This is a genomic window from Undibacterium umbellatum, from assembly GCF_014284125.1.
Taxonomy (GTDB): Bacteria; Pseudomonadota; Gammaproteobacteria; order Burkholderiales; family Burkholderiaceae_D; genus Undibacterium; species Undibacterium umbellatum.
This window is the reverse complement of record NZ_JACOFX010000014.1, coordinates 118,716-144,505: the sequence shown is the minus strand read 5'-3', so window position 1 is coordinate 144,505 and position 25,790 is coordinate 118,716. Positions and strand designations below refer to the sequence as shown.

General features: G+C 51.3%; 23 protein-coding genes. 15 read left to right on the top strand and 8 right to left on the bottom strand.

Features of this window, described 5'->3' with window-relative positions; all coding sequences use genetic code 11:
- Positions 1–164 precede the first annotated feature (164 nt).
- The 3 genes from H8L47_RS21680 to H8L47_RS21670 all read left to right on the top strand — a co-directional run bounded on the left by H8L47_RS21680 (position 165) and on the right by H8L47_RS21670 (position 2,942).
- Positions 165–965 (top strand): hypothetical protein, encoded by an 801-nt coding sequence (locus tag H8L47_RS21680; protein WP_186955682.1) that lies wholly within the window; start codon positions 165–167, stop codon positions 963–965.
- Positions 966–1,009: 44 nt separating this feature from the next.
- A complete protein-coding gene (locus H8L47_RS21675; RefSeq protein WP_186955681.1) occupies positions 1,010–1,555 on the top strand; it encodes a hypothetical protein in 546 nt (181 codons plus the stop codon).
- Between the two features lie 193 nt (positions 1,556–1,748).
- Positions 1,749–2,942 carry a glycerophosphodiester phosphodiesterase gene (locus H8L47_RS21670; protein WP_186955680.1) on the top strand — a complete coding sequence of 398 codons (1,194 nt, stop codon included), beginning with the start codon at positions 1,749–1,751 and terminating at the stop codon, positions 2,940–2,942.
- Between the two features lie 76 nt (positions 2,943–3,018).
- Here H8L47_RS21670 and H8L47_RS21665 read toward each other — a convergent pair whose 3' ends face one another.
- The 3 genes from H8L47_RS21665 to H8L47_RS21655 form a co-directional block, all read right to left on the bottom strand.
- Positions 3,019–4,218: an alpha/beta hydrolase gene (locus tag H8L47_RS21665; protein ID WP_186955679.1), complete on the bottom strand. Its 1,200-nt coding sequence runs from the start codon at positions 4,216–4,218 to the stop codon at positions 3,019–3,021.
- Positions 4,219–4,436: 218 nt separating this feature from the next.
- Positions 4,437–5,204 carry a zeta toxin family protein gene (locus H8L47_RS21660; RefSeq protein ID WP_186955678.1) on the bottom strand — a complete coding sequence of 256 codons (768 nt, stop codon included), beginning with the start codon at positions 5,202–5,204 and terminating at the stop codon, positions 4,437–4,439.
- A gap of 1 nt (position 5,205) precedes the next feature.
- On the bottom strand, positions 5,206–5,406 hold the full coding sequence (locus tag H8L47_RS21655) for a hypothetical protein (RefSeq protein WP_186955677.1): 201 nt from the start codon (positions 5,404–5,406) through the stop codon (positions 5,206–5,208).
- A 456-nt stretch (positions 5,407–5,862) separates the two neighbouring features.
- Here H8L47_RS21655 and H8L47_RS21650 point away from each other — a divergent pair, with 456 nt between their 5' ends.
- The gene (locus H8L47_RS21650) at positions 5,863–7,056 is read left to right on the top strand and encodes an RNA ligase RtcB family protein (protein ID WP_186955676.1); all 1,194 of its coding nucleotides are present in this window, start codon (positions 5,863–5,865) and stop codon (positions 7,054–7,056) included.
- Positions 7,056–7,688 (top strand): peptide chain release factor H, encoded by a 633-nt coding sequence (prfH, locus tag H8L47_RS21645; protein ID WP_186955675.1) that lies wholly within the window; start codon positions 7,056–7,058, stop codon positions 7,686–7,688. The genes H8L47_RS21650 and prfH overlap by 1 nt, the downstream gene beginning before the upstream one ends.
- On the opposite strand, the gene H8L47_RS21640 is transcribed toward prfH, so the two are convergent.
- Positions 7,685–8,173 carry a MerR family transcriptional regulator gene (locus H8L47_RS21640; RefSeq protein ID WP_186955674.1) on the bottom strand — a complete coding sequence of 163 codons (489 nt, stop codon included), beginning with the start codon at positions 8,171–8,173 and terminating at the stop codon, positions 7,685–7,687. The two genes, prfH and H8L47_RS21640, sit on opposite strands and share 4 nt — an antisense overlap.
- A gap of 182 nt (positions 8,174–8,355) precedes the next feature.
- On the opposite strand from H8L47_RS21640, the gene H8L47_RS21635 reads away from it, so the two are divergent.
- On the top strand, positions 8,356–10,767 hold the full coding sequence (locus H8L47_RS21635; RefSeq protein WP_186955673.1) for a penicillin acylase family protein: 2,412 nt from the start codon (positions 8,356–8,358) through the stop codon (positions 10,765–10,767).
- 46 nt (positions 10,768–10,813) lie between these two features.
- On the opposite strand, the gene H8L47_RS21630 is transcribed toward H8L47_RS21635, so the two are convergent.
- From H8L47_RS21630 to H8L47_RS21615, 4 genes are all read right to left on the bottom strand, one after another.
- On the bottom strand, positions 10,814–11,929 hold the full coding sequence (locus H8L47_RS21630; RefSeq protein WP_186955672.1) for an AI-2E family transporter: 1,116 nt from the start codon (positions 11,927–11,929) through the stop codon (positions 10,814–10,816).
- Positions 11,926–12,408, bottom strand: coding sequence for a cyclic nucleotide-binding domain-containing protein (locus H8L47_RS21625; RefSeq protein WP_186955671.1), 483 nt, complete (start codon positions 12,406–12,408; stop codon positions 11,926–11,928). The genes H8L47_RS21630 and H8L47_RS21625 overlap by 4 nt, the downstream gene beginning before the upstream one ends.
- Positions 12,409–12,714: 306 nt before the next feature.
- Positions 12,715–13,695 (bottom strand): aldo/keto reductase, encoded by a 981-nt coding sequence (locus tag H8L47_RS21620; RefSeq protein WP_186955670.1) that lies wholly within the window; start codon positions 13,693–13,695, stop codon positions 12,715–12,717.
- Complete coding sequence (locus tag H8L47_RS21615; protein WP_230413857.1) at positions 13,692–14,627, bottom strand: DMT family transporter; 936 nt, start codon at positions 14,625–14,627, stop codon at positions 13,692–13,694. The genes H8L47_RS21620 and H8L47_RS21615 overlap by 4 nt, the downstream gene beginning before the upstream one ends.
- A gap of 116 nt (positions 14,628–14,743) precedes the next feature.
- On the opposite strand from H8L47_RS21615, the gene H8L47_RS21610 reads away from it, so the two are divergent.
- From H8L47_RS21610 to prfA, 9 genes are all read left to right on the top strand, one after another.
- The gene (locus H8L47_RS21610) at positions 14,744–15,640 is read left to right on the top strand and encodes a LysR family transcriptional regulator (protein ID WP_186955669.1); all 897 of its coding nucleotides are present in this window, start codon (positions 14,744–14,746) and stop codon (positions 15,638–15,640) included.
- 373 nt (positions 15,641–16,013) lie between these two features.
- Positions 16,014–16,793: a septum site-determining protein MinC gene (gene minC, locus H8L47_RS21605; RefSeq protein WP_186955668.1), complete on the top strand. Its 780-nt coding sequence runs from the start codon at positions 16,014–16,016 to the stop codon at positions 16,791–16,793.
- Between the two features lie 57 nt (positions 16,794–16,850).
- Positions 16,851–17,666 (top strand): septum site-determining protein MinD, encoded by an 816-nt coding sequence (minD, locus tag H8L47_RS21600; RefSeq protein WP_186955667.1) that lies wholly within the window; start codon positions 16,851–16,853, stop codon positions 17,664–17,666.
- Position 17,667: 1 nt separating this feature from the next.
- Positions 17,668–17,931, top strand: a complete 264-nt coding sequence (gene minE / locus H8L47_RS21595) for a cell division topological specificity factor MinE (RefSeq protein ID WP_186955666.1) — start codon at positions 17,668–17,670, stop codon at positions 17,929–17,931.
- Positions 17,932–18,154: 223 nt separating this feature from the next.
- Complete coding sequence (locus H8L47_RS21590; protein WP_110258153.1) at positions 18,155–18,847, top strand: response regulator transcription factor; 693 nt, start codon at positions 18,155–18,157, stop codon at positions 18,845–18,847.
- A gap of 57 nt (positions 18,848–18,904) precedes the next feature.
- On the top strand, positions 18,905–20,605 hold the full coding sequence (locus H8L47_RS21585; protein ID WP_186955665.1) for a FecR domain-containing protein: 1,701 nt from the start codon (positions 18,905–18,907) through the stop codon (positions 20,603–20,605).
- A gap of 49 nt (positions 20,606–20,654) precedes the next feature.
- Positions 20,655–23,060, top strand: coding sequence for a CHASE2 domain-containing protein (locus H8L47_RS21580; protein ID WP_186955664.1), 2,406 nt, complete (start codon positions 20,655–20,657; stop codon positions 23,058–23,060).
- 173 nt (positions 23,061–23,233) lie between these two features.
- Positions 23,234–24,514 (top strand): glutamyl-tRNA reductase, encoded by a 1,281-nt coding sequence (gene hemA / locus H8L47_RS21575; protein WP_186955663.1) that lies wholly within the window; start codon positions 23,234–23,236, stop codon positions 24,512–24,514.
- A 121-nt stretch (positions 24,515–24,635) separates the two neighbouring features.
- Entirely contained in the window at positions 24,636–25,715 is a 1,080-nt protein-coding gene (gene prfA, locus H8L47_RS21570; protein WP_186955662.1) for a peptide chain release factor 1, read from the top strand.
- Positions 25,716–25,790: the final 75 nt, after the last annotated feature.

Below are 25,790 nucleotides of genomic sequence, written 5' to 3'. Positions count from 1 at the left end.
GTAGCAGATGCCTTACTGGATTCAAGATATTTCAAGAAAAATGCATCAAGACAGCAAATTGCTATTTACTTGTCATTAATATTGCTTAAAATATAAATCTCGAACTGCGCTGTCCATAGTCAAGCATCTCCCTCAGTTTTCAATATCGGGCAAAGATCAACATCATGAATGCGAAAAAATCTCTATTCTCACTGTGCCTGTCCTTGGGCGCGTTGGTGCTGACCCAGCCCGGCTATGCGGCTCTATGCCCTGGAGAGCAACAGATCGGACTAAGCTTTGAAGGCCAACAGCTGGATCGCTGGACTGGTACATCAGCCAGCATGCGCACCTACACGCTGGCGAATGGCTTTGTACTGGGTTTGAAAGTGGAACAGGCGCCCAGGGAAATTTATGCGCGTGACTTTGCCCGCAGTCCGGAAACCCAGCCAGAATGGGTCAAGATCAGTATCTACGATGCCAGCAGCAAACAGCCACGCTACCTGACCTCGACTTACGGCGGCAGCAATTCAGAACAAGGCTATAGCGCCAGGGGTGGTGCAGACCGCGTCGATGAACTGGGAAGCAAAGGTATCAAATTATCTCTGAGGAAACCCGAATGCCAGATCACACAGGCAGATTTGGCCACCATCCCCACAGAAAAAGAACTGGCTCAGGTAAAGGAGCACCCTGTCGCCACAGCACAAGCCCAGCGCTGGATAGCCCAGGCCAAGGAAGACATCAACAAGGGCAAATACGTCATCAGCTACCATCAGGGCAGTTTGCCAGAAAATGTACTTGCCCGTCTGACCAGCCTGCTGCAAAAGGATGGCATAGAAATCCAGCTGATCGCTGAGGGTGATAAACGCAACAGCAAGGATTATTTCACCGGCTATGGCCGCACCATGTTTGATGCGATTCAGGCACGCTTTGGCGCTGAACATCTGCGAAACATTGAGCTGCAGTTGAAACAGGAATACAAGAGCTAAGACATGCATGGCACAATGCCCGCATCCTTACCTGATACTCCACCATGAACAATAATCCGGAAACGTCCGAAAAAGACTTGCGCGCCCTGCTGAGGCGCAATAAACAAACACTCAAGGGCATGCTGTTGCCGCAAGCCCTGGGGCTGATGGCGGGTTTTTACCAGGATACGCAATACGCGGTCGCCAGCCCTGATGATGATGCCCTGATCGTGTACAAGGACATTACCAATCGCGGTCGTGGCACACGTTTCGAAATAGGTATCATACGTCTGTTTTGCCTGCCGGATGCAGGTGCGGGTATGGAACCACAAGCCGCCCTGCGCTTGCGGCTGCGTCTGTGCTACAGGTTTGACATGGAAATCATTACCGAACTGATGTCTGAAGATTTCTGGTCTTATCACTGCTGGTCTGTGCAAGACATGCCAGCTTTGCTGGCGCAGGTGATGGCGACGCCGGCGTACCAGTTATTGCAGGAGAATGTACCTGCCGAAGTCAACATCAATCTGGAAGAAACCACTTACCTGCCTGGCGAGAAGCAACCAGGCACGGATCCCCAAGAAAACTGGTGGGGAGTGTGGGACCAGTTTTAAGTCATCCACTGGCTTACCTGATTTTCACAAACAGGCATCAGGGAACAATACGCAGGGTATTTCCCCTACCAGCTTCATATCTCGCACTTTCCAGGGATTTGACGACCATATGAGTTTGTAAGCATATGTGTTTTTGTCATGACCTCGTCATACGCAACTTATATCGTCGCTCTTTTTTCACCGAGAGACGTTCATGTCAGCTATACGCACTCCAGAATACTTATTGGCTTCTTCCCTGTTAATCTTGCTTAGCGCCTGCGGCGGTAATAGCCAGCAAGCCTTGCCTACTCTGAATGGTGACAAACCTGTGGTGGTCGCTCACAGGGGTGCATCCGGTTATTTACCAGAACAAACCTATGAAGCCTATGTGAAAGCCATCGAACAGGGTGCTGATGCGATTGAGCCTGATTTGGTTTCCACCAAGGACGGTGTTTTAATTGCGCGTCATGATCCCAATCTGGCCTACAGCACGGATGTGGACAAACACCCTGAGTTTGCTGCACGCAAGAAAACCATCAGTGTTGATGGTGAAACCCAAACCGGCTGGTTTGCCAGTGATTTTACTTTTGCAGAAATCAAGACTTTGGGTGGCATTTCCACGGATGCTGAGCGCCCACAACAATATAACGGTGTGTACAAGATCGTCAGCTTCCAGGAAATCATTGATCTGGTGAAAGCCAAATCTAAAGAAACAGGCCGCACGATTGCAGTCTATCCAGAAACCAAGAACCCCAGCTACCACCGTGCCCTTGGCTTGCCGCTGGAAGACAAGCTCATCGATATCATCAACAAGGCTGGCTGGAATGACAAGAATGCACCTATCTTTGTGCAGTCATTTGAACCAGGCAGTTTGAAAGAAATGCGCAAGAAGGGTTTGAACGTCAAACTGGTGCAATTGATTGATGCAGATGATGTGGACATGAAAACTGGCGCACTGACATTTGCGGCACCGTATGACAGACCTTATGACTGGGCAATGGCAGGTGACAAACGTTTGTTCAGCGATATGGTGACACCTGCAGGTCTGGCAGAAATCAAGACTTACGCAGATGGCATAGGCCCATGGAAGCGTTACATCGTCAGCGTCAAGGGTACTGTAGGCGCAGATGGCAAACTGGTGGATGTCAATGGTGATGGCAAGGTCAATGAAACTGATGCGACTACCCTGGCACCAACCAATCTGATCAGCGATGCTCACAAGGCTGGCTTGCTGGTACATCCTTACACTTTCCGCAATGAAAAGCGCAGGCTGGCGGCTAACTACAATGGCGATCCCAAGGCAGAATACCTGCAATTCTTCCGCCTGGGTGTGGATGGGCTGTTCTCAGACTTTGCCGACACAGCACTGGCTGCGCGTGCAGACTACCTGAAGGAAACCGGCCGCTAATTTTTCTGATCAGCGTCTTACCCGTTCATGCGTGAAGTACCTTCGCTTCACGCATGATTCTGCTTCAAAGCCTGCTTCAAAGCCCTTTGGCCAAAGTTCCCAGTCGGGTAATATCATTGATCAAAAAAGCCGGCACGCAAGGAATATGCTCTGCCGGTTTTACTGGACAATCCATGCGGTCTGTCAGCGTTGCTGCACCACGTCTGTTCATGGCCTGGAAGGCTGAATCGGTATTTCCATAAGGTACAGTCGTATCATCGCGGCCATGGAAGAATGAGATAGCCGATTGTGGGGTCCAGTCATTGACATTGCTTTGGAGCGCAATGGCAGCATCATCATCGTTGAGGAAATTGTCGAGGAAAGTCGGATCGAAACTGATATCGCTTTTGCTGCCCAACACGGACGACAATATAAGATTGCGTACATTGGCCCTGTCATTCGCACCCAGTTTCTTCAAGAAACCGGGACTGATCAATGCACCGATTATAGGGTTCTCTTTGCGCACCGCATCAAGCATGGCATTCAGTGTCAAGACCACATCGTAAGGACCAGCGCCGATGTAGGTGCTGACTGGCAATACGCCTGTCTTGTTAAGCGTCAGATGACGCAGGGTTGCCATGCTCGCATACGCGCCTTCTGAGTAGCCGGTTAAAAACACCTGACCATTTTCAGGAATCGACTTCATCTGCCGCCAGCGAGTATTGGCCGTCATGAAATCTGCCACGGAAAGCGCCGTTGGCGTAGCCAGCAAATAAGGATGAGGCAAGCCCCTGGTCGTTCCATAACCGACATAATCAGCAGCGCTGACCAGGTAGCCCATGGAAGCAAACAACACTGCAGGCTCATCTGCCGTTGCGTGATTGCTGGGTGCTTCAGCATTGGTCTTGATGGTAGCATGCTGGTAGCTCAGCACGGGACTGGGCAAGCTGCTGCTCTTGCGCGGGATGGCAGCGAGGCCAGAGGCAAGCACGCTGCGGCCACTGGCATCCGTGGTGGTGTAGGTGATCTTGTAGGTATCTACGGCATACAGAGGCTTGACTACCGTTGTCACTTCTTTTGGCAAGGCCGCAGTCACTTCAGCGGCGCTGATGGTTTTGATAAAAGTAGCAGTATCGAAATATCCGGGGCCGGGTGGATTGGCAACATCTGGTGTGGTGACAACAGGAATGGTCGCAGGGCTGGAAGCTGAGCCACCACCACAGGCGCTGACAATCAGGCAAACCGCCAGGCCGGTTATATAGCGTGGCAATGAGTGGTTTAATAAATCAGATTTCATATTCTTTCCCTTTAATGCTCAGGGTATGGTCAGGCAATATAGGCGGCGAGAATGCATTACACAAAAACAAACATCTGCCTGAGTTGCCTGGAACTTGGTACCCAGCTTGAACACTGGCATATCTGCCTATAACGGTAAAGAACAGAATTGGATGACAACAAAGCTGCATTGATACATATTGATGTATAAATGAGCTTAGCTCGCAGCAGCGATTTAATTCAGGGCTTGAGCTTATCCACTTTAACTGCTTCGTTTGCGGTGGAGATCAGGCGATTCGACGGGCTGTCATTACCTGACAATAAGTTAACATCCGTTATGGTCTTTTCAGTTTTTTTGCTGGAAGTTTGAGTGGTATTCTCCAACTTTATTGCCAATGGCGCATTTTCTTGCCGTGCCTGCATGTCTGCCAGAGCTTTGCTTTCTATGCATTGTATCCAATCTGGAGCTTTCTTTTCGGTCAGACGTATGACTTGATTATTTTGAATTTCAAGATAGGTAACGGGATATAACTCTGAGTTATCACGTACCAAAGTCAAATCGCATATCGAAATTGCTTTAATGAGATTTTCCTGACTTTCAGTATAGCGTCTCCGAATAACATCCTCATCGATGTTATGCCCTCCCTTAGCAACTCTATTGGCGACACGTAAAACATTCAAATCAGCATCTTTCAATCCTACATAAAAAAGCTGGGTTTCGAATCCAGCCGTCTTGGCTTCCTCAATGCGTCTGAGTATGCCATTTCCAGTCAGTGTAGTTTCCATCGAAAATGAAGTTCTATTGTCGATGGCTTCTTTGAACTGGCGTATCGCCTCTCGCCCTGCAGCAACATCAACAGAACGTGGATCATTGGGATTGATGACACGTGCAATTGCATCAGGGTCTATATGTTTCTTGATCTCAGTGTCAGTATCTATTTCCCTCAAAGTCGATTTACCTGAACCATTGGTGCCGCCATAAAATAAGGCGATAGGACGGTTCCCCATATCAAGACTTCACGCTGGGAACATTGCGTATTCTGGTAATCACGCCGTCTGGGGAGCGCATGACTACATAGCCTTCCTCATCGATATAACTGACAGATTCGGTTTCATTGAGTTTTTTTATATGCTCTGCAAATTTCTGATCAAGTTCCAATGCACGTTTGGCAGCGTCACTCAATTTTGTTTCTTTATCGGGTTGACTCATTTTCATTCCTAACATGACGATAAATAAGTAATTCAAAAATTTTTGTTTCTTCATTTTAGTCGCTTGATATCGAAAGAATAAATGAAGTTTCAATATGTTACGCCGTTGGTGTGAAAGGCTTTTGTATGTGTGCAGCAAGCGTCTTGTACTGAATATCTGTAAAAAATTTCTTGCCAAAACCAAAATCCATCGGATATTATCAAGCCCTCACCTCAACCAGCTTAATCTGAAAGGAGATCAACATGCGACTACCACAAAACCTCTCTCCTTCATTGGGTCTGGTTTTTTGCTGCCTGCATTAGTTCGTATTTTATCGCGCGTATTTCATCGCGCTGTTGATACAGCGTACACGTCTGCAAGCATTTCATTTTAGTCTTCATCTTGTCAGCATCAGCTGGTGATTTGATACGTCTATACCAGCGCCCAATTCCTTAAATTATTATTTGGAATTCCTCTATGGGCAATTTTATTCAGCAATTGTCTGAGCGCGTATCCGTGATCGCCTCAGACCGCTTGTGGCTTGAAGACAGCGCGATACAGCAACTCAAGACAACAGCACAATTAACACAGATGGTAAGCGTAGTTGGCTTGCCTGATTTACACCCTGGTCGTGGCTACCCTGTGGGCGCAGCATTTTTATCGCAAAACCATTTCTACCCTGCTTTAGTTGGCAATGATATCGGTTGCGGCATGAGCCTGTACCAGACTGACCTGGCCATCAACAAGGTCAAACTGGACAAACTCGACAAGCAAATCGGCAATCTGGATGAGCCTGTCGATGCAGATGAATGGCAGCAATTGCTCAGTATTGATCCTGAACTGGCAACAAAAAAACAGGCCGTTGCTGATGGCTTGCTGGCAGCAGGATTGGATTTGCTGCAAATGCGTTCACTGGGCACGATCGGCGGCGGCAATCATTTTGCCGAATTGCAAATCACTGACAGAGTCGATGATGCGGCCAGCTATGATGCCGCGAACCTGCATGCCAAGCGTGTGCAGCTACTGGTGCATAGCGGCTCGCGTGGTCTGGGGCAATTCATCTTGCGTCAACATGTGGATGCACATAGTCACGCTGGTCTGGCAAGTGATAGTCAAGCAGCGACAGACTACTTGCGCAAGCATGATGCGGCACTGGCGTATGCGGCACTCAACCGCGCCATGATCGCAGCACGTATCTTGCGCCGCCTGCGTTGCAATGGCGAACTGGTTCTGGATATCCACCACAATCTGGTCACGCCTGCACATGCGGACGGCAAGAGTTTGTGGTTGCATCGCAAAGGTGCCAGCCCCAGTGATCAGGGCATGGTGATGTTACCGGGTTCACGTGGCGACTATAGCTATCTGTTGCAACCAAAAACAGAGAACGGCGCAGCCAGTTTGTATTCACTGGCGCATGGTGCAGGCCGTAAATGGCAACGCACAGACTGCAAGGACAGGCTGTTCAAACTGGCGACACCAGATCAATTGAGCCGCACTGAATTTGGCAGCCGGGTGATCTGCGCAGACCGTGCCCTGATTTATGAAGAGGCACCACAAGCCTATAAAAACCTGGACAGCGTGCTCGACTGTTTGCTGGGTGCAGACCTGGTGACTGTCATATCCCGCAGCAAACCCTTGCTGACCTACAAAACACGTGGGGAGTGCTGCTGATGTTGTATCTACAAATCACCGCCAATACCGGCCCGGCAGAATGTTGCCTGGCTGTTGCCAAGGCTTTGCAGTTATTCAATAAGGAAGCGGCAAAAGCAGGTGTCATTGCGCGCATCATTGAACAAGTCGATGGCCCAAATGCTGGCAGCCTGCGTTCTACCCTGCTGGAATTGAGCAGCGAAAAAAGTCCAGCTGCAGTACAAGAACTGGCACAGGCATGGGAAGGCAGCTTGCTCTGGATATGCAATAGTCCTTACCGACTTGGCCACAAACGCAAGAACTGGTTTTTGGGCTGTAAAGTATTTCAGGCTGGCAGCACTATGCCTGAAAGTGAAATACGTTATGAAGCTACGCGTGCATCCGGGCCTGGCGGGCAACATGTCAACAAGACGGACAGCGCCATCCGTGCCACCCATATTGCCACTGGTATTTCAGTCAAGGTACAGACTGAGCGCAGCCAACATGCGAACAAGCGTCTGGCTGCGCAACTACTGAGCAGCAAACTGGCAGAATTGCATGCGGCAAAAGAACGCGACAATAAAGCCGAAAGACGCATGCAACATCACGATACAGAAAGGGGAAATGCCAAACGTATATTTGTGGGCATGGATTTCAAGGAACAAAAAGCTTAACGCTTTTTTGCGACAGGTTTCTTGAAAGCTTTCTTTGCCACTGCTGCACCAGCACCGCTGCCGCTATCGGTAGCGGTGCTTTGCATGGTGGTGACAGGCAATTCAGGCTTACAAGTCAGCAAGGCAAAGGTGGCCTGCAATTCTTTTTTTAGAATTTTCAACTGGCGCATATGTTCATCTATTTGTGCCATCTTGTTCGATAATTGCTGCTCTATGTCGGCGCGGCCAAACTTGCCCTCTGCCAGGCGCGGCAGGATGGCCTGTATTTCCGCCAGAGAAAAACCCAGTGCCTGCGCACCACGGACAAAACGCAGGGTTTGCACATCTGCATCGCCATACTTGCGATAACCATTTCCCTGGCGCGGCGCAGGCTGGATGATGCCTTGCTTTTCATAATAGCGCACAGTGTCGGTTGATACTTCGCATGCTCCGGCAAACTGGCTGATGTTCATTGCTTGCTCCAGACTAAAATCGTTCTTGACCATGGAGTGTAGTCCAGGCTCTAAACTAGGCACAAGTTGAAATAATTTCGCTTTGCAGCAAAACACCCAGGCATGGTGATTATTGCTTGACGGCGCTACTCGCTTGCGAAATGATGAGAGCTTGCTTAAAAAAGCAAACAAATAAAACGATAGGCAGGCCAGAACCTGACCCGGATGGAGACAAGATGAGTAAAATTCTAAGACGCACGGCCATAGGTCTGGCGTTAGTACTAGCCTTGGGGGCGACGGCTGGATATCTGAAACTACGCAGCTCTGGTCACCCACAAATCGATGGGGAAATGCAACTGGCTGGCTTGACTGCTCCCGTCAAAATCTTGCGCGATGAACTCGGCATACCCTATATTTTTGCGAGCAATACGCCTGATCTTTTACGTGCTCAAGGCTTTGTGACTGCGCAAAACCGGCTGATGCAGATGGAGTTATTCCGTGCTACCTGGCGTGGTGAATTGTCAGCAATTTTAGGTGCCGAGACATTGCCCAGCGATATACGCATGCGGGTACTCGGCATACGTCGCAACGGTGAGCGTCATGCAGAAAAACTCAGTCCTGAATCGCGTACCTTTTTTCAACATTATGTCGATGGCATCAATGTCTATGTCAAATCTTATCCCGGTGAGCATCCCATAGAACTCAAGGCTGTAGGCCTGGTGCCGCAAGCCTGGACTGTGGCTGATCTGGTAGCGCTGGTGCATTACATCCACTACACCCACTCCACCAATTTCAAGGCAGAAGTCATCGCGCAAAAATTGATTGATCATCTGGGTATGGAAAAAGCCCGTGAGATTTTCCCGCTGACAATCAATCCTGACTGGAAAACAGCCCCTACTGCAGCCATCACGCAAGCACAATCCGCACAATTAAATCTCGCCTGGAGCGATCTCAATATCGCTCCAGAGACTTTGAATCATCAGGGCCTGGGTTCCAACAACTGGGCGGTTGGCCCCTCGCGCTCCTTATCAGGCAAGGCTATCGTCGCCAATGATCCGCATCTGGATAGCCGTATTTTGCCAGGCACCTGGCATCCGATAGGTTTGTTCACGCCTGAGATACAGGCTGTAGGTGCGGCTATCCCCGGTATGCCGGGCATTATGGTAGGCCGCAACAAGCATGTGGCTTTTGGTGTCACGAATGCCTATGGCGATGTACAGGACTTGTATGTGGAAAGCCTGGACCCGGCCAATAAAGATCATTACATGGACGGTGGCCGCAGCGTGCCATTTACAGTTATCAATGAAAACATACGCATCAAGGACAAAAGCGCCACAGGAGGCTACAGGGATCAGCCACTGATCATCCGCTTCACCAAACGTGGGCCGGTGATAACCGATCACCCAGGCCTCGGCCCCAAGGGCGACAAGCTGCTGGTCTTGCGTTCTACCGATGCCGAAGTGTTGATGCCGCAAATCGGCATAGAAGGCATGCTGACTGCTGCCAATGCCGCCGACTTTGACAAGCAAGTGCAAAAGATAGATTTGATGATGTTCAATTTTGTCTTCGGTGATGACCAGGGAGCAATCGCCCACCGTGCCACTGGTGCTGTGCCGATACGCGCAGGTGCCGATGGCGGCTTCCCGCGCCTGCCAGCAGCAGATGGCAGCGATGACTGGACAGGCTTTATCCCCAAGGACAAGATGCCTGGCATGCATAACCCTGATCGAGCCTGGGTAGGTACGGCTAATCATGATACCCGGCCTGAAGGTTTCCCCTGGTATTACACCAATTATGTCTCACCCAATTATCGCTATACCCGCATAGGACAAGTCCTGACGGCGGGTCAAAAGATGACGGTGGAAGATCACTGGAAACTCATGCATGACAGCCGCAACCTGCAAACAGATGCCTTGCGCCCTGCCCTCATCGCTGCGCTGGAAAATGATACTGCGAACAAAGACCTTGCAGCCATCCTCAAGAACTGGGATGGCCAGGACGATGCGACCCTTGCTGCACCATTGGTCTATCAGGCACTCTACAGAGGAGTCGTGACAGGCACGTTCAGTGATGAACTCGGCGACGATGTCGCCAAAGACATGCTCTCTACCTGGTATTTCTGGCAGCAGCGTTTTGATAGCTTGCTCGCCAAGCCAGACGCCACCTGGTTTGACGACGTGCGCACCAAGGACAAACGCGAAACCCTGGCCGATGTGATACATGCAGCCGCACCTCGTGCCCGCTCAGAAATCGAAGCCTTGCAAGGTAAAGATGCGGCACAGTGGCGTTGGGGCAAGGCGCATACCGTGCGTTTTGTCAGCCCTTTGCGCCGCAGTGGCGCGGGGCAGGAATTACTGGGTGGTTTCACTGCTGAACGTTCGGGCAGTGGCGAGACTGTCAGTCGTGGTGTCTATGATTTCCAAAAGCCCTATGAAGCGAATTTTTTCGCCTCCATGCAAGTCATCATGGACTTTGGTGACAATGACAAAATCGAGGCGGCCATGGCTGGCGGTGTCAACGAGAGACATTTCCAGCCTCATCAAAACGACATGGCCAAACTATGGGCAAAGGATGAACGCCGCCCTTGGTGGTTTGCACCTGACAAAGTGGAAGCCAATGCCAGACACCGGCAAACCCTGAAGCCATAAGATGTAAAAAGAGGCAGCCTTATCGCTGCCTCCTTTTTTTGTATTTTCAGCCTTTCAAATCAACACTAACCTGTCGCTCGCGCAGGGCCTTGGCATGTCTATGGCGTGCGCGCAAGCGGGGGTTGGTGATGACACGCCCCAGTGTCTCTCCCACCACCATGGCGATACCAAGGATAGGTAACACCAGCATCAGGCCAGGCACACCAGCCAGCTCACCGCCTACAAAAATCATCAGCACAGAAATCAGTGGGTGCATGTGCAGGCTGCGCCCGAGCGTCATGGGCATGAAGATAAAATCATCCAGCAGGCGCACAGTGACAAACACCATGATGGCACTGTAAGCCAGCAAAGGCGTATCTGGCGCATCGGTGGCAGCTACCAGCACCACCATGATGCAGCCCAGCACGGAGCCAACAAAAGGCACCCAGGCGAGAATGGCCGATATCAGCGCCAGCGTGAAAGGTGCAGATATGCCTATAGTCCACAAACCCAGCGCCAGGATGATGGTATCGATCAAGGTCAGCTTTAGCAAACCCTGGAAATAGCGACGTGCAGTCTGGTCCACTTCATGCATGAGGAACAGGGTTTCTTCAAAAAATGCATTTGGCACGGCATTCGCCAGGAATTGCTTGAACCTGCGACCATCGCGCAAGAAAAAGAAAGTCAGGAAAGGCGTTAAAAATACTGCAGGCAATACAGCGGCCATCGAGACCAGGATATTTGCCACATATTGCTGCGCGAAGTTGTCAGTATTACTGGCCATCCAGGCATCGACAGATTCACTGGCATGTGCCTTGTGCAGGATGGGGAAACTTTTCTCCAAAGCTTGCATGCTATTGCGCACAAAGCGTATGCCACCGTCGACATAATGTGCCAGCATATCTTGCAATGACCCCGCGCGCATCGTAATTTTATTGACGACGTAAGCAAGCACCAGCGCCAGTAAAATAAAGAAAATTCCTCCCACCAGCATAGCCGCCAGATCGCGTGGCAATCCCAGAAGGCTCAGGCGTGCAACGGCTGGCACGAGTATGTAATACAGTATCATCGCAAACAGGAAGGGTACGATCAACCACAAAACCCTGGGCAATAAAGACAGCAACAGGCAAGTGGCAAACAGTACGCACAGCCAGACGATGGGGCCGGATTGACGCTGATTCACAAGACCTCACTACGTGAATTGGCATCCAGCGAATCGCGCAGGCGGCGGCTGTTCAGGCGCGCCAGTTCCAAAGAAATTTTGTAACCAATGACAGCATTGGTTTCCAGCAGTGAACTGAAGTCGGCGCGGAAGAATACCGCCACCTCACAATTTTCGATTGCCTTGACCTGGGCACTGCGGGGAGAATTATCAAGCAAGGCCACGTCACCAAAAAAATTACCTGCGCCCAGTTCGGCAATCATTTCATCGCCATGCTCACGCCTGCGACTAATGCAGACTATGCCAGAGAGGATGATATACAAGGCTTGCCCCTCCTCGCCTTCATCAAAGATGATTTCATTGGCCAGGTAATGCCTGTTGTGCAGCATGCCATCAATGATCTTCAATTCACGCGGACTCAGTGTGGAGAACAGGGACATGCCTGACAGGCGCTGCAGACGATGCGAAGTGACGGGTTGCCGTATCCAGGTGAGTGTCATGTGTATCCTTTTTTACTATTGGTAACGCAGCAATCTACAATTATGCGGCACCCAGTAAGCCTTGCCCATGAAAATCTCATGACATCCATGCGGTACAATGAAATAATTGACATTACTACAAAAAATCACTCTCGCATTTGTTTTCCGCACACTATCTCCAGATTTGGAGTCTCTATCAGAAATGCAGACGTCAAACACACATAAAGACCTAGATACATGTGCACATCAACAAGCTAGAACCAGATAGTTAAAGTGCAACCTCCCTCGAATTAACTGGATTCAAGATGAAGTCAGCACTGGTTCAATTCATCTGTCCACCATCGCCATTCTCTCCTTGCTGTAACGTTCACCTGCAACAGTTTGCATTGCTGTGCCCAGGGCTTGCATATCCGCATTATCCAGTACCACTTCGCTCGCACGCAGATTTTCTTCCAGGTACTTCACGCGCTTGGTGCCTGGAATAGCCACAATATCATGTCCCTGATGCATGACCCAGGCAAGTGCCAGTTGAGCGGGGCTGACATTTTTTTCGGTAGCAATTTCCCTGACCTGGGCAGCTGCCTGCATATTACGATCAAAATTCTCACCCTGCAAACGCGGGTCAAGATGACGGAAATCCGTCGCAGGATACGCCTCAGCGCGCAGTGCGCTACCGCTGAGAAATCCACGTCCCAGAGGGCTGAACGGCACCAGACCTATCCCCAGTTCACGCAAGAGCGGCAGAATCTCGTCATCGAGATTGCGCTCCCATAGAGAGTATTCGCTCTGCAATGCACTGATGGGGTGAACCGCATGCGCACGGCGTATGGTATTTGCCCCCGCTTCTGACAAACCCAGAAAACGCACTTTGCCTTGTTTTACCAAATCAGCCATACAACCTATGACTTCTTCAATGGGAATGGCGGGATCTACTCTGTGCTGATACAAAAGATCAATATAATCCGTCGCCAGCCTTTGCAAAGACCCTTCCACTGCCTGGCGTATATGTCTGGGGTGGCTGTCCAGTCCCGTTATTTGATTGTTTTCTATCTTGAAGCCAAACTTAGTGGCGATCACTACTTCACTGCGCCTGCCCTGCAAGGCTTTGCCCAGCAAAGTTTCATTAGCATAGGGGCCGTATTGTTCCGCGGTATCAAAAAAATTCAAGCCCAGCTCCAGCCCTCTGTGTATGGTGGCTATGCTTTCATTTTCATCGGCAGCACCATATGCCGTACTCATACCCATGCATCCCAGACCCAGCTCGGATACGAGCAAACCTTGCTGTCCCAATTCACGAGTTTTCATCATTTGATTCCATTTCTTAAATTCAAAGTTCGCATCAACATAAGCAGATTCCAGTCACGCTGATTTGCCAGCACGGCTATCAATATCATCGCCATGCCTAGCAATTGCATGGCACTCAAGACTGTAGAAAAAAACCACACATCAACCAGCAGAGCCACCAGCGGATAAATAAAGGATAAGGTAGCGATACTCGTTGCTGGCAATTTTTGGAAAGCATCGTACATGAGTTTGTACATCAGCCCGGTATGAACAAAGCCCAGCAAAACTAAACTGCCCCAGCTTTGCCAGTGCCAGCTCCAGCCCGATAAATCTGCCATCGGTGCCAGCACCACAGCGCCAACCAGCAATTGCAAACCAGCGATCTGCGCCGGGGCTATACCTTGCAGCTTACGTGTCGCCAGCGTGGCAAAGGCATATAGTAAGGCCGCCAGCAAGGCCAGCCCGGCACCTGCCAGAACCTGACTAAAATGTCCATCAGCACTACACAGGAAATCATGCTGGACATCCAGCCCCGAGCTGAACACGACTCCAGCAAAAGCCAATAACAGGAAAGGTAGCTTGCGCCAGATTTGCCCATCCTTTTGCGTCATGGCGAGCAAGATCAGTAAAAAGAAGGGTTGTACATGATAGACCACCGTGGCGATAGAAATGCTGCTGAGCTTGTAAGCAGAAAACAGGCATAGCCAGTTGATGATGAGGGCAGCAGCTCCCAGCAATAGCCATTTTACTTGTGCGACATTGAAGTTTTTCCAGCCGCCCTGCCAGTACAACAAGGCTAGCAGGCTAATACCACCAATCAGGCAGCGTAATAACACCACCGTCATCGCTGGCTGGCCGCTGGCCATCACAAAAAGGCCTATGGTGCCAGACAATGTCATTGCCGCCACCATTTGCCATTTTCCGAGAATTTCAGAATTGCCTGAATCGCTAATCATCGTATCCACCTGCTTCTGATTTAAGTAGCCTTTATTATCGACAAGCTGACACTCTTCAACAATACGCATAAAATACAAAAGATTATTGCCCTGGAAGCAAAAATAAAAGGATATGCATGATGGAAATGCTCAATGAGATGGCGATCTTTGCCCAGGTAGTGGAAAGCGGCAGTTTTTCGGCTGCCGCTCGGCAACTGGGTGTCAATACCTCAGCAGTTAGCCGCCACGTCACCCGGCTGGAAGCACATATGGGTGGCAGGTTGCTACAAAGAACCACACGCTCCTTTGCCCTGACCGAGCTAGGGCAGGAAGTGCTGATCGGTAGCATGCGCATCTTGCAGGCAGCACGTGAAACGCATGCGCTGGCAGGAAGTTACAGCCAGCATCCGAGTGGCGTCATACGTCTAACCGCCCCCGTGGTATTCGGCGAGGTCTGGCTGGCACCACTACTGCCTGGCTTTCTGGATGCAAATCCAGATGTCTCTGTTCGCCTGACATTGATGGATGACACCATTGATCTCATTGATGAAGGCGTAGATTTGGCGATACGCATTTCAAGCGCTCTGGCTCCGGGTCTGGCCGCCAGGCCGCTCGGCAAGATGCGGTATCAGTTGGTCGCCACACCATATTATCTGCAGCAATCAGGCTACCCCGCAGAGCCACATGAGTTAACGACGCATCGCTGTATTTATCTGGGCTATGGCAACTTTGGTGACCACTGGACCATGCAAAGAGACAAGCAACAATGCAAGGTGCAAATTTCAGCGAGGCTAACGATTAATAATAGCGCGGCCATACTGGCGGCTATATTGGCAGGTGGTGGCATTGGACTTATTCCTGACTTTACTGCGCGTGCAGCCATCGCGGCAAAGCAGTTGGAAGCCGTTCTGCCAGATTGGGAATTTTGCGCGCCCTATACGGGTAATATTTTCGCAGTGTACACACCGGGCAAACATTTGGCCTTGAAAATCAGGGCCTTGATTGATTACCTGCTGCTACAAACGCAAACATGACCTGACGGGACAAATTGAAATGTAAGCTTCCCATCACAACAATTTCAAAGCCCAGCCTTTGTTTCCAACAAGGATCATATTGCACACACGTTAAGCCCGTTTATTTCTTTTATGTGCACAGTTATAGCTGGTGATGACCATCTACGCTATTGCCTTAACGTTACTGATAGTCAAACCAGCACGCTATTTTTGTAGCTTTACAAAGAAAAAGTGCATAATTTTGCAATCCTGCCCGCCTATTGGTAGGATTAGTCCTTTTCATGCTTGCTATTAATTGCGCATGACTATTATTCTGACACGTGAACCATGAAATGGTTCTTACGTGAAAGTATTTGGGCAATTAGCAGATTCACTACTATTTCCAACGGATGCCATGCAAAACAGCCTGACGCGCAAGCCCATTGAGATCAAGATTTCTACTGTTGTTGCTGTTGCAATTTTGCTGCATGACTCCGCTTTTCCTGTGCTGGAAGCAGCATTGAAGGAAATGACTGCAGGTTCGCCCGACTTTTTTGATGATGAATTTGCCGTTATTGACGTGGAAGCCATTACTGAGCAAGCGCTGGACTGGGATGCGCTGATCCCGCTCTTCAAGTCGCATGGGCTGAACCCGGTTGCCGTGCGCCATGCCCGGGAAGAAGATCATGTCACCATACGCTCGCATGGTTTGAGCATAGACGTGGTCAGCAAACCCAGGGCCGAACCAGAACTTAAAGCGGAAGTGCCCGTTGAACAGCCGGCCCCGGCACCAGTAGAAATAGCGCCGGTTGAGGCACCCGTTGCAGTTGAACCACAAGTCATTATCCGTAATATGCCTGCGATGGTGATAGATACACCCGTGCGTGCAGGCCAGCGTATCTACGCGCGCGGAGCAGATCTGATTATCACGGCTTCGGTGAATAATGGCGCCGAAGTGATTGCAGATGGCAGCATCCATGTTTATGCACCTTTGCGAGGCCGCGCGCTCGCAGGGGCGACGGGGAACACCGAAGCCAGGATTTTTGCCTTGACTATGGAGCCAGAGCTGGTTTCCATCGCCGGGATATACCGTACGTTCGAGAATGGCTTCCCGCCGTTACTACCTCATCATCCGGTTCAAGTTAAACTGCACGGTGACAGTATTGAAGTATCATCAGTGAAATCAGCAGGCTAGTCTGCAGGAAAGCAGCCTCAATTTTCAGTATCCTCGGATAGATAAAAGGAGTTATTTGTGGCAAGAATCATCGTTGTGACATCCGGTAAGGGCGGCGTAGGCAAGACTACTTCCAGTGCCAGTTTTTCTTCTGGCCTGGCCATGCGCGGCCATAAAACAGCCGTGCTGGATTTTGACGTGGGTTTGCGCAATCTTGACCTCATCATGGGCTGCGAGCGCCGTGTCGTGTATGACCTGGTGAATGTCATCAGTGGTGAAGCGACGCTCAACCAAGCGCTGATCAAGGATAAACACTGCGATAATCTATATATTTTGCCTGCCTCACAAACTCGCGATAAAGATGCCCTGACAGAAGAAGGCGTGGAACGGGTACTGAATGACCTGATCAAGATGGATTTTGAATTTATCGTCTGCGATTCACCCGCAGGTATCGAGCGCGGCGCCGTCATGGCGCTGACCTTTGCCGATGAAGCCATCGTAGTCACCAATCCTGAAGTCTCTTCAGTCAGGGACTCTGACCGTATCCTGGGCATCATTCAGGCCAAGTCCAAGCGCGCCCAGGCAGGCGGCGAACCAGTCAAGGAGCATCTGCTGATCACTCGCTATTCACCAAAGCGGGTGGAAGCTGGCGAGATGCTGTCCTATACCGATGTGCAAGAAATCTTGCGCATCCCCCTGATTGGTGTTATTCCTGAGTCGGAAGCGGTATTGCATGCTTCCAACCAGGGCAATCCGGCTATCCACATGAAGGGGAGCGATGTGTCGGAAGCCTATGAAGACGTGGTTTCCCGCTTCCTGGGCACAGAAGTTCCCTTGCGTTTCATCACTTACGAAAAACCGGGGCTGCTGCAACGCATTTTCGGAGGCAAATAATATGGCTCTGCTTTCATTTTTATTTAATACCAAACCCAAAACCGCCAATATGGCGAAAGAACGCCTGCAAATTATCATTGCACGCGAACGCACGGGCCGTGATGGCTATGATTTCTTGCCAGCATTGCGCGAAGAACTGATCGCCGTGATTTCCAAATATACCAAGGTCAACCCGGAAGACATCAAAGTCTCGCTGGATAAACAAGGGAATCTGGAAGTGCTGGATGTCAACGTGGTCTTGCCGGAACTTGAGTTACGTAGTTAAGTCTACATTGCTGCAGGCTTGCGAGAACATGGGCCTATGCAGGCAGAAACTTGATTAAAAAAATAATAAATTTAATAATTGTCGCGTGCCATTGTCGAAAAATTGTAACAACAAGTAATTTGTGTTTTATTCACATTTTTTCACAATTACTTATTTTTTCACTTGCTTTCGATATAATGGAAGATATTCCACTTTATTTGCCGAACATCAACGGTAACATCCCATGAGAATCGCTGTACTTGACGACGACAATAACTTGCTCGAATTGGTCTGCACCATATTGAATGCAGCAGGTCATACGACTCACCCTTTCCTGAGCGGGAAAGAGATGCTGCACCAGTTGCGCAGGGAGAGTTACGACATGCTGATACTCGACTGGCAAGTGCCAGACCTGAGTGGCACCGAGATTTTGCACTGGGTACGGGAAAAACTTTCGCCTACGCTGCCAGTCCTGTTCATGACCAGCCGCTCTGGTGAGGACGATATCGTGGCTGGCCTGGCTGCCGGTGCTGATGATTACATGATCAAGCCGATACGCCGCAGTGAAATGGTCGCGCGGGTACAGGCTTTGTTGCGCCGCGCCTACCCTACCCAGGCAGCATCCGAGCATTTGCAATTTGGCATCTACAAGTTTGAAACCCGCGCTGGTCGCGTCAGTGTCAATGAAGTACCGGTAGAAATGACACAAAAAGAATTCGACCTCGCCCTGCTGCTGTTCCGCAATCTCGGCCGCCCATTGTCGCGCGCCTACATACTGGAAGCCGTATGGTCACGGGATGTGGATATCCCATCCCGTACCATGGACACCCATATTTCCAGAGTGCGCAGCAAGTTGGAATTGCGACCGGAAAACGGCTACCGCCTGGCACCCGTTTATAGTTACGGTTACCGCCTGGAACAAATGACACCAGAATAAACACCTCCGGGGCAGCCAAGGCTGCCCCGGAAAGCTTTTCCAAACAAGGAGTCCCGCATGAGACTAAGCGCCACCCCACTCTTGCGACAAATACCGTTTTGCCTGTTTTCCAGTCTGGCACTGGTATCACCTGCCTACGTCTTTGCCAACCAGCCTGCAGCTACTCCCGGCAGTTTCATCAATACCCCGCCAGACATGACTTATTTCGCCCTGCAAGGCGATACCCTATCAGCCATTGCCAAACGCTACACCGAGAAAACCAGTAACTGGCAAATCCTCGGCAAACGCAACAATATCGGCAATGACAGGACCATCCCCATAGGCACGGCCATCCTGATACCGCTGGAGTTATTGCCAGAAGAAGCCAGTGAAGCCAAGGTCATCGCCATGACGGGCAACCCGGCCTATAAAGCCGCTGACGGCACGACTGGCAATCTGGCCTTGGGCAGCGTATTGAAGGAAGGCGCGCAAATCAGTACCGATAAAAACGCTTTCCTGACCATGGCATTGCCGGACGAATCGCGCATTTCCATTCCTTCAAATAGCAATGTCAGCCTCTCCAAATTGCGCAAGACCAAGTACACGGCCAGTCCACGTACTGAAGTCACGCTCTTGCAAGGCAAGGTCGAGTCACGTGTATCTTCGCTGGTCAGCAACAAGGGACGCTTTGAAGTGCGCACCAATCTGGCTGTCGCGGGTGTACGTGGCACCAATTTCCGCGTTGGCGTAAATGAAGACGGTATTGCCAATGAAGTGCTGGAAGGCGGCGTTGCTGTCAGTAATGCACTTGCCAAAGTCAAGGATGAGCTGGTGCTGACATCAGGCAAGGGAAATATCATTTCTGCTGCTGGCATAGGCAAAGTCGTTGATTTGCTGCCACCACCGCTAATGAACGACCGCTATTTGCTGCAAGAGCGCCCTACCATGCAATTCCAGGTCGAAGCCAGCCCGGATGCTGCTGGCTATCGCGTGCAAATTGCGCAAGACAAAGAGATCATCAATGTCCTGGCAGAAAACCGCTATAAGGACAACCGCTTCAAGTTTGACGGCTTTGCCGATGGCAATTATTTTGTACGCATCACCGCCATCGACAAACTGGGCCTGGAAGGTCTGCCAATGGTAAAAGCCGTGACGCTGAAAGCCCGTCCGGAACCGCCATTCACCGTACAACCTAAAAACAAAGTGAGAGCCGAACGCCTGGATTTTGCCTGGACCGAAGCCAGCAATGCCGTCAGCTACCATTTGCAGTTTGCCAGGGATGCAGCGTTTAAGGATTTGCTGATCGACAAGCCTGATCTGAAAGAAGTGCAATTCAGTGCTGACCGTCCCAAGGATGGTGAATACTACTGGCGCGTGGCAACAATAGCGAGCAACAATGGCAAAGCTGAGCATGGGCCGTATAGCGATGTGCAGAAATTTGCTGTCCTGCCAGTCACCAGCCTGGCACCGCCAGATGAAGGCAATGGCAATCTGCTGTCCTTTAGCTGGGCTTCCGAACCGGGGCAAAAATTTCTGATACAGATCAGTACCGATGCCGGGTTCAAGAAGCTGTATCTGGACAAGGAGCTAGACAAAGCAGAGCTGAAGATCAATCGCCCTGAGGCAGGTACTTATTTCATCCGCGTCCGCTCCACCGACCCGGACGGCTATGTCAGTGCCTTCACGTCGACCCAGAAAATCACCCTGCTACCACGCTGGACCAGTGGTGATGGCACAGCGATACAAAGTGGTAGCGGGCCAGTGGGCACCAATTATTGAGATACTATTGCGTTACAATCACAGAAGGTCAGATCAATAGCAACGTTACATGAAAAACAGCCACTTACAGGTAGAGCGTATTGCATTACGGGAGTGGCTGGTTCTCAGTACCCTGATTTTTTTCTTCACCGCTGGCGTCTTGTATTACAAGGTGCTGGAGCGGTCAGACCTGGTCCTGTATGACAGGCTCATGCAACTCAACTCCCGCCCAGCGCGGGATGACATCATCATCGTTGGCGTAGACAGCCATAGTCTTAGTGAACTCGGAAAATGGCCCTGGCCGCGCCTGCGCCATGCACAATTGATCAAACAAATCAGTGCGGCCCAGCCTGCGGCTATCGGCATGGACTTTGTATTTACCGAAGCAGAGGAACGTGATGAGCAGGCACAAAATGGTGACCAGCAATTGGCCGAAGCAATGGTACGCAGCAATAATGTGGTCTTGCCCCTGATCTCGGAAAATGCGGGCAAGGGATTGACGACGGTGCGCCCGATACCCTTGCTGGCCAGTGCCGCACGCCACCTGGCCCATATCAATTTGGAACTGGACAAGGACGGCGTCGCACGTAGCGTCTTTTTGCGCGAGGGCATGAATGGGGAATGGTGGCCCCATTTTTCCCTGGCAATGGCCGATGTCGCCAAAAGCATCACGCCGGGCACAGAGACAGATTTGCCAGGCGAACGCCTGGCAGCCGCAGTACGCAATGCCCCGGCCGATCCTGGCACCTGGCAACGCGACTACCTCATGCATATTCCGTTTGCTGGCAGCAGTGGCCATTTCCGCACTGTGCCCTATGTCAGCGTTCTGCGGGGCGAAGTACCGGCCGATTTCTTCAAGAACAAGTATGTCATGGTGGGCCCGACGGCAAGCGCGATGGCAGACTCCTTCCCTACTCCGGTATCTGGCAATGAAGGCATGATTTCCGGGGTCGAGATCAATGCCAACATCCTCGCTGCCCTGCTGGATCAGCGCAACATACGATCAGCACCGCCTGCCTACCTGTATTTACTCAATTTGCTGGCAGTGGCCGTGACACTGATGGCTTACCAGATGTTGTCGCCACGCAAGGCATTGCTGGCAACTGCCATCGTTGCATCCGCCACCGTACTGGGTAGCTGGGCGATGCTGCGATATGCTGGTTATTGGGCCGCACCAACCGCGGCCTTGCTGGCACTGGTGATCGCCTATCCTTTATGGAGCTGGCGCCGGCTGGAGGCGGCAATTCGTTTCCTGGCAGAAGAATTCCGCATCCTCGACCAGGAACCGCACCTCTTGCCAGAATTTATCGATGAAGATGAAGAGCAACCAGCAAGCGCCCTGACCGACACCCTGGAGCAAAGCATCAATGCCATGCGCGAAGCCGTCGACCGCGTGCGTGACTTGCGCCAGTTTGTCAGCGACAGCCTGACCAGCCTGCCCGATGCCACCATGGTCACCACCACAGATGGCAATGTCTTGCTAACCAACCAGCCTGCCCTCGACTACTTTGCCGGCATAGGTATGCCCAAGGTCAATGATGCCCTGGTGCCCTATCTGTTTGCCAAGATGTCGCCACCACAAAATGGAGAATCGGGCCCAGATTCCAGCTTTAGCTGGTGGGACTTGCTCGACATCAAACATACCAAGACCATGTCGCAGGGCATAGAAGTGCGCGACCCGCAGGGCAAGGATTTGCTGATCAAGAGCGCCCCCAGTTACAACGGTGAAAAACAACTGGTGGGCTGGATAGTCAGCCTCATCGATATCACCAGCGTGCGGGCAGCAGAGCGCAGCCGTGACGAAACCCTGAATTTCATTTCCCACGATATGCGCGCCCCGCAGGCATCCATACTGGCTTTACTGGAATTGCAAAGAGACAGTGTCACTGCACTGCCTGCCGAAGAATTCATGGAACGCATAGAAAGAGCTTCACGTTCCACCTTGGGCCTGGCTGACAATTTTGTGCAACTGGCGCAGGCAGAGTCGCAGAATTATCGCTATGAAGAAGCCGACTTCCAGGACATCCTGCTGGTGGCAACCGAAGAAATGTGGTCACTGGCGCGCAGCAAGAACATCTGCATAAAAACCAAAATCCAGGATGAGGAATTCCCTGTACTGGTAGATAACTCATTGATGACCAGAGTGCTCACAAACCTGCTGTCAAATGCCATCAAATACAGTCCCAAGGACACCACCATCACCTGTTCGCTGGTACGTGAACAGCGGCTGGCCGATTCCATCATTGTCTGCTCTATCAGCGATCAGGGTTATGGCATTACCCATGCAGACCAGACCAGACTGTTCCAGCGCTTCCAGCGCTTCAGGACCAATGAACAGCCCAAGAATGATGGCATAGGACTGGGTATGGTTTTCGTCAAGGCGGTGCTGGACAGGCATCAGGCAACAATAGACTTTAGCAGTGTCCCCAATGAAGGTACGACTTTTAATATTCGCATTCCGGCAGATCTGGAATAAGAACATTGCTGTTCCAGTTGGCAAGAAGATACGTTCTTGCCCATTTGCACGTTGCAAAAACGACATATTTTTTACCCTGTAGCCTTCCTTGATATGCATCAAACACCAGTGCTCAGGAAAATGCTCTCGCAAAGCGCTATAATGGAGCCTTACATCCCGCCACAATTAATTGCATGCAACTGTCTGCCGTTGGCCTCAACCACACGACCGCGCCGCTGTCCCTGCGCGAAAAGGTCGCCTTCTCGCCTGAGCAAATATCTCAGGCGGTAGTGGCTGCGCGTGCCTGGTTTGGTCGCGATGCCAATGTGGCAAGGCATGGTAATGAGGCAGCCATATTATCAACTTGCAATCGTACAGAACTGTACGCCGCTTGCACTGGTGCCAATGCAATTGATTCTACGGCGCATTTCCTGGCGGATTTTCATAAGCTGTCATACACAGACTTACGCCCTCATCTATATACCCTGCCGCAAGACAATGCGGTAAGGCATGCCTTTCGCGTTGCCTCTGGCCTGGATTCCATGGTCATCGGTGAACCGCAAATCCTGGGGCAAATGAAAGATGCCGTGCGCCAGGCAGAAGCGGCCGGTGGCCTCGGTACTTATTTGCACCAGATGTTCCAGCGCAGTTTCGCTGTCGCGAAGGAAGTACGCACTACCACAGAAATAGGCGCGCACAGCGTCTCCATGGCCGCCGCAGCGGTACGCCTGTCACAACGTATTTTTGACAAGATCTCCGAACAGCATGTCTTGTTTATTGGCGCTGGCGAAATGATAGAGTTGTGCGCCACCCATTTTGCGGCGCAAAACCCCAAGTCGCTGACGATCGCCAATCGCACGCTGGAACGTGGCGAGGCACTGGCCCACCGCTTCAGCGGCAAGGCCATACGCCTGGCAGACTTGCCGCAGCAACTGGCGCAATTCGATATCATCGTTTCCTGCACGGCTTCTTCCCTGCCCATCATCGGCCTTGGTCTGGTGGAGCGTGCGGTCAAGGCGCGCAAGCACCGCCCCATTTTCATGGTTGACCTGGCGGTGCCACGCGACATAGAACCTGAAGTCGCCAAACTCGATGACGTCTTTTTATATACTGTCGATGACCTCGGCACTGTTGTGCAAACTGGCCTGGAAAGCCGTCAGGCTGCAGTTGCGCAGGCAGAAGCCATCATAGAAACCCGGGTGCAATCCTTCATGCACTGGGTAGATGGTCGCGCTGTTGTGCCAGTGATACAGGATTTGCATGAAAGCAGCGAGCAACTGCGCCTGATGGAACTCGAACGCGCACGCAAGATGCTGGCCCGTGGCGATGACATAGACGCGGTGCTGGAAGCCTTGTCCAAAGGCATTACCGCCAAATTCCTGCATGGCCCTCAACAAGCACTGCATCAAGCCAGTGGCGATGAACGCGCCCGTCTGGCAACACTGTTACCTCAATTATTCCGCACCAAGCGTTAGCGATTCGCTACGCCGCTGGCCTGTCCGCTTAAGCGCGGATTATATACAGGCACATCTCATCTGGGTCAGACTGACCCGCCCTACCATTAGCATCATTCGCTATACAGCAAAAGAGTACATCATGAAACCATCAATGCTACACAAGCTCGACCAGCTTGCCGAACGCCTGGACGAAGTCGGCCACCTGCTCATGCAGGAAGGTGCCACCAATGACATGGATACCTACCGCAAACTCAATCGTGAGCATGCCGAACTCGACCCGCTAGTCGCCCTTTACAACAATTACAAGCAAGCCCAGGATGATATTGCCGAAGCCGAGCTCATGCTCAGCGACCCCGACATGAAAGCCTTTGCCCAGGACGAGATCGAGGCCGCAAAAAACACCATGCAGGCACTGGAAAGTGATTTGCAAAAAATGCTGCTGCCCAAGGACCCGAATGATGAGCGCAACATCCTCATGGAAATCCGTGCGGGTACCGGTGGCGATGAAGCTGCCCTGTTTGCCGGTGACCTGCTGCGCATGTATATGCGTTTTGCTGAGCGCAACCGCTGGCAGACCGAGATCATGTCCGAGTCGCCATCTGAACTAGGCGGCTATAAAGAGGTGATCGTGCGCCTGGCTGGCCAGGGTGTGTATTCCAAACTCAAATTTGAATCTGGCGGTCACCGCGTGCAACGTGTACCTGCGACAGAAACCCAGGGCCGTATCCATACCTCAGCCTGTACCGTGGCCGTCATGCCCGAGGCAGATGAACTGGCGGACGTCGTCATCAACAATGCCGACCTGCGCATAGACACCTTCCGCGCCAGTGGTGCTGGTGGTCAGCATATCAACAAGACCGACTCTGCCGTGCGCCTGACACATATTCCTACCGGCATCGTGGTCGAATGCCAGGATGGCCGCAGCCAGCATCAAAACAAGGCGCAAGCCATGCGCGTGCTGGCAACCCGCATCATGGATGGTCAGTTGCGTGAAAAGCAAGCCAAGGAAGCAGCCACCCGTAAGAGCCTGATAGGCTCCGGCGACCGCAGTGAGCGCATACGCACCTACAACTATCCGCAGGGACGCATGACGGATCACCGCATCAATCTGACGCTCTACAAACTGGACTTCATCATGGATGGCGAACTGACAGAATTAACAACTGCCCTGGTGGCAGAGCACCAGGCCGAATTACTGGCTGAGCTGGGTGACGATTGATATAGCCTATCCGCAGGGTAAAGCAAGCTTTCGCGTAATATCATGAATTTTTGATTGCGCAATTGCATCAAACTG

What these genes read in the sequence shown, in the direction of transcription:
- H8L47_RS21590 (WP_110258153.1), top strand. Translation starts at nt 18,155, where the DNA reads ATGAGAATCGCTGTACTTGACGACGACAATAACTTGCTCGAATTGGTC.
- H8L47_RS21610 (WP_186955669.1), top strand. Translation starts at nt 14,744, where the DNA reads ATGATGGAAATGCTCAATGAGATGGCGATCTTTGCCCAGGTAGTGGAA.
- prfA (WP_186955662.1), top strand. Translation starts at nt 24,636, where the DNA reads ATGAAACCATCAATGCTACACAAGCTCGACCAGCTTGCCGAACGCCTG.
- H8L47_RS21670 (WP_186955680.1), top strand. Translation starts at nt 1,749, where the DNA reads ATGTCAGCTATACGCACTCCAGAATACTTATTGGCTTCTTCCCTGTTA.
- H8L47_RS21680 (WP_186955682.1), top strand. Translation starts at nt 165, where the DNA reads ATGAATGCGAAAAAATCTCTATTCTCACTGTGCCTGTCCTTGGGCGCG.
- H8L47_RS21665 (WP_186955679.1), bottom strand. Translation starts at nt 4,218, where the DNA reads ATGAAATCTGATTTATTAAACCACTCATTGCCACGCTATATAACCGGC.
- H8L47_RS21625 (WP_186955671.1), bottom strand. Translation starts at nt 12,408, where the DNA reads ATGACACTCACCTGGATACGGCAACCCGTCACTTCGCATCGTCTGCAG.
- H8L47_RS21655 (WP_186955677.1), bottom strand. Translation starts at nt 5,406, where the DNA reads ATGAGTCAACCCGATAAAGAAACAAAATTGAGTGACGCTGCCAAACGT.
- H8L47_RS21585 (WP_186955665.1), top strand. Translation starts at nt 18,905, where the DNA reads ATGAGACTAAGCGCCACCCCACTCTTGCGACAAATACCGTTTTGCCTG.
- H8L47_RS21640 (WP_186955674.1), bottom strand. Translation starts at nt 8,173, where the DNA reads ATGGTCAAGAACGATTTTAGTCTGGAGCAAGCAATGAACATCAGCCAG.
- H8L47_RS21615 (WP_230413857.1), bottom strand. Translation starts at nt 14,627, where the DNA reads ATGATTAGCGATTCAGGCAATTCTGAAATTCTCGGAAAATGGCAAATG.
- minC (WP_186955668.1), top strand. Translation starts at nt 16,014, where the DNA reads ATGCAAAACAGCCTGACGCGCAAGCCCATTGAGATCAAGATTTCTACT.
- H8L47_RS21660 (WP_186955678.1), bottom strand. Translation starts at nt 5,204, where the DNA reads ATGGGGAACCGTCCTATCGCCTTATTTTATGGCGGCACCAATGGTTCA.
- prfH (WP_186955675.1), top strand. Translation starts at nt 7,056, where the DNA reads ATGTTGTATCTACAAATCACCGCCAATACCGGCCCGGCAGAATGTTGC.
- H8L47_RS21580 (WP_186955664.1), top strand. Translation starts at nt 20,655, where the DNA reads ATGAAAAACAGCCACTTACAGGTAGAGCGTATTGCATTACGGGAGTGG.
- H8L47_RS21675 (WP_186955681.1), top strand. Translation starts at nt 1,010, where the DNA reads ATGAACAATAATCCGGAAACGTCCGAAAAAGACTTGCGCGCCCTGCTG.
- hemA (WP_186955663.1), top strand. Translation starts at nt 23,234, where the DNA reads ATGCAACTGTCTGCCGTTGGCCTCAACCACACGACCGCGCCGCTGTCC.
- H8L47_RS21635 (WP_186955673.1), top strand. Translation starts at nt 8,356, where the DNA reads ATGAGTAAAATTCTAAGACGCACGGCCATAGGTCTGGCGTTAGTACTA.
- H8L47_RS21620 (WP_186955670.1), bottom strand. Translation starts at nt 13,695, where the DNA reads ATGATGAAAACTCGTGAATTGGGACAGCAAGGTTTGCTCGTATCCGAG.
- H8L47_RS21650 (WP_186955676.1), top strand. Translation starts at nt 5,863, where the DNA reads ATGGGCAATTTTATTCAGCAATTGTCTGAGCGCGTATCCGTGATCGCC.
- minE (WP_186955666.1), top strand. Translation starts at nt 17,668, where the DNA reads ATGGCTCTGCTTTCATTTTTATTTAATACCAAACCCAAAACCGCCAAT.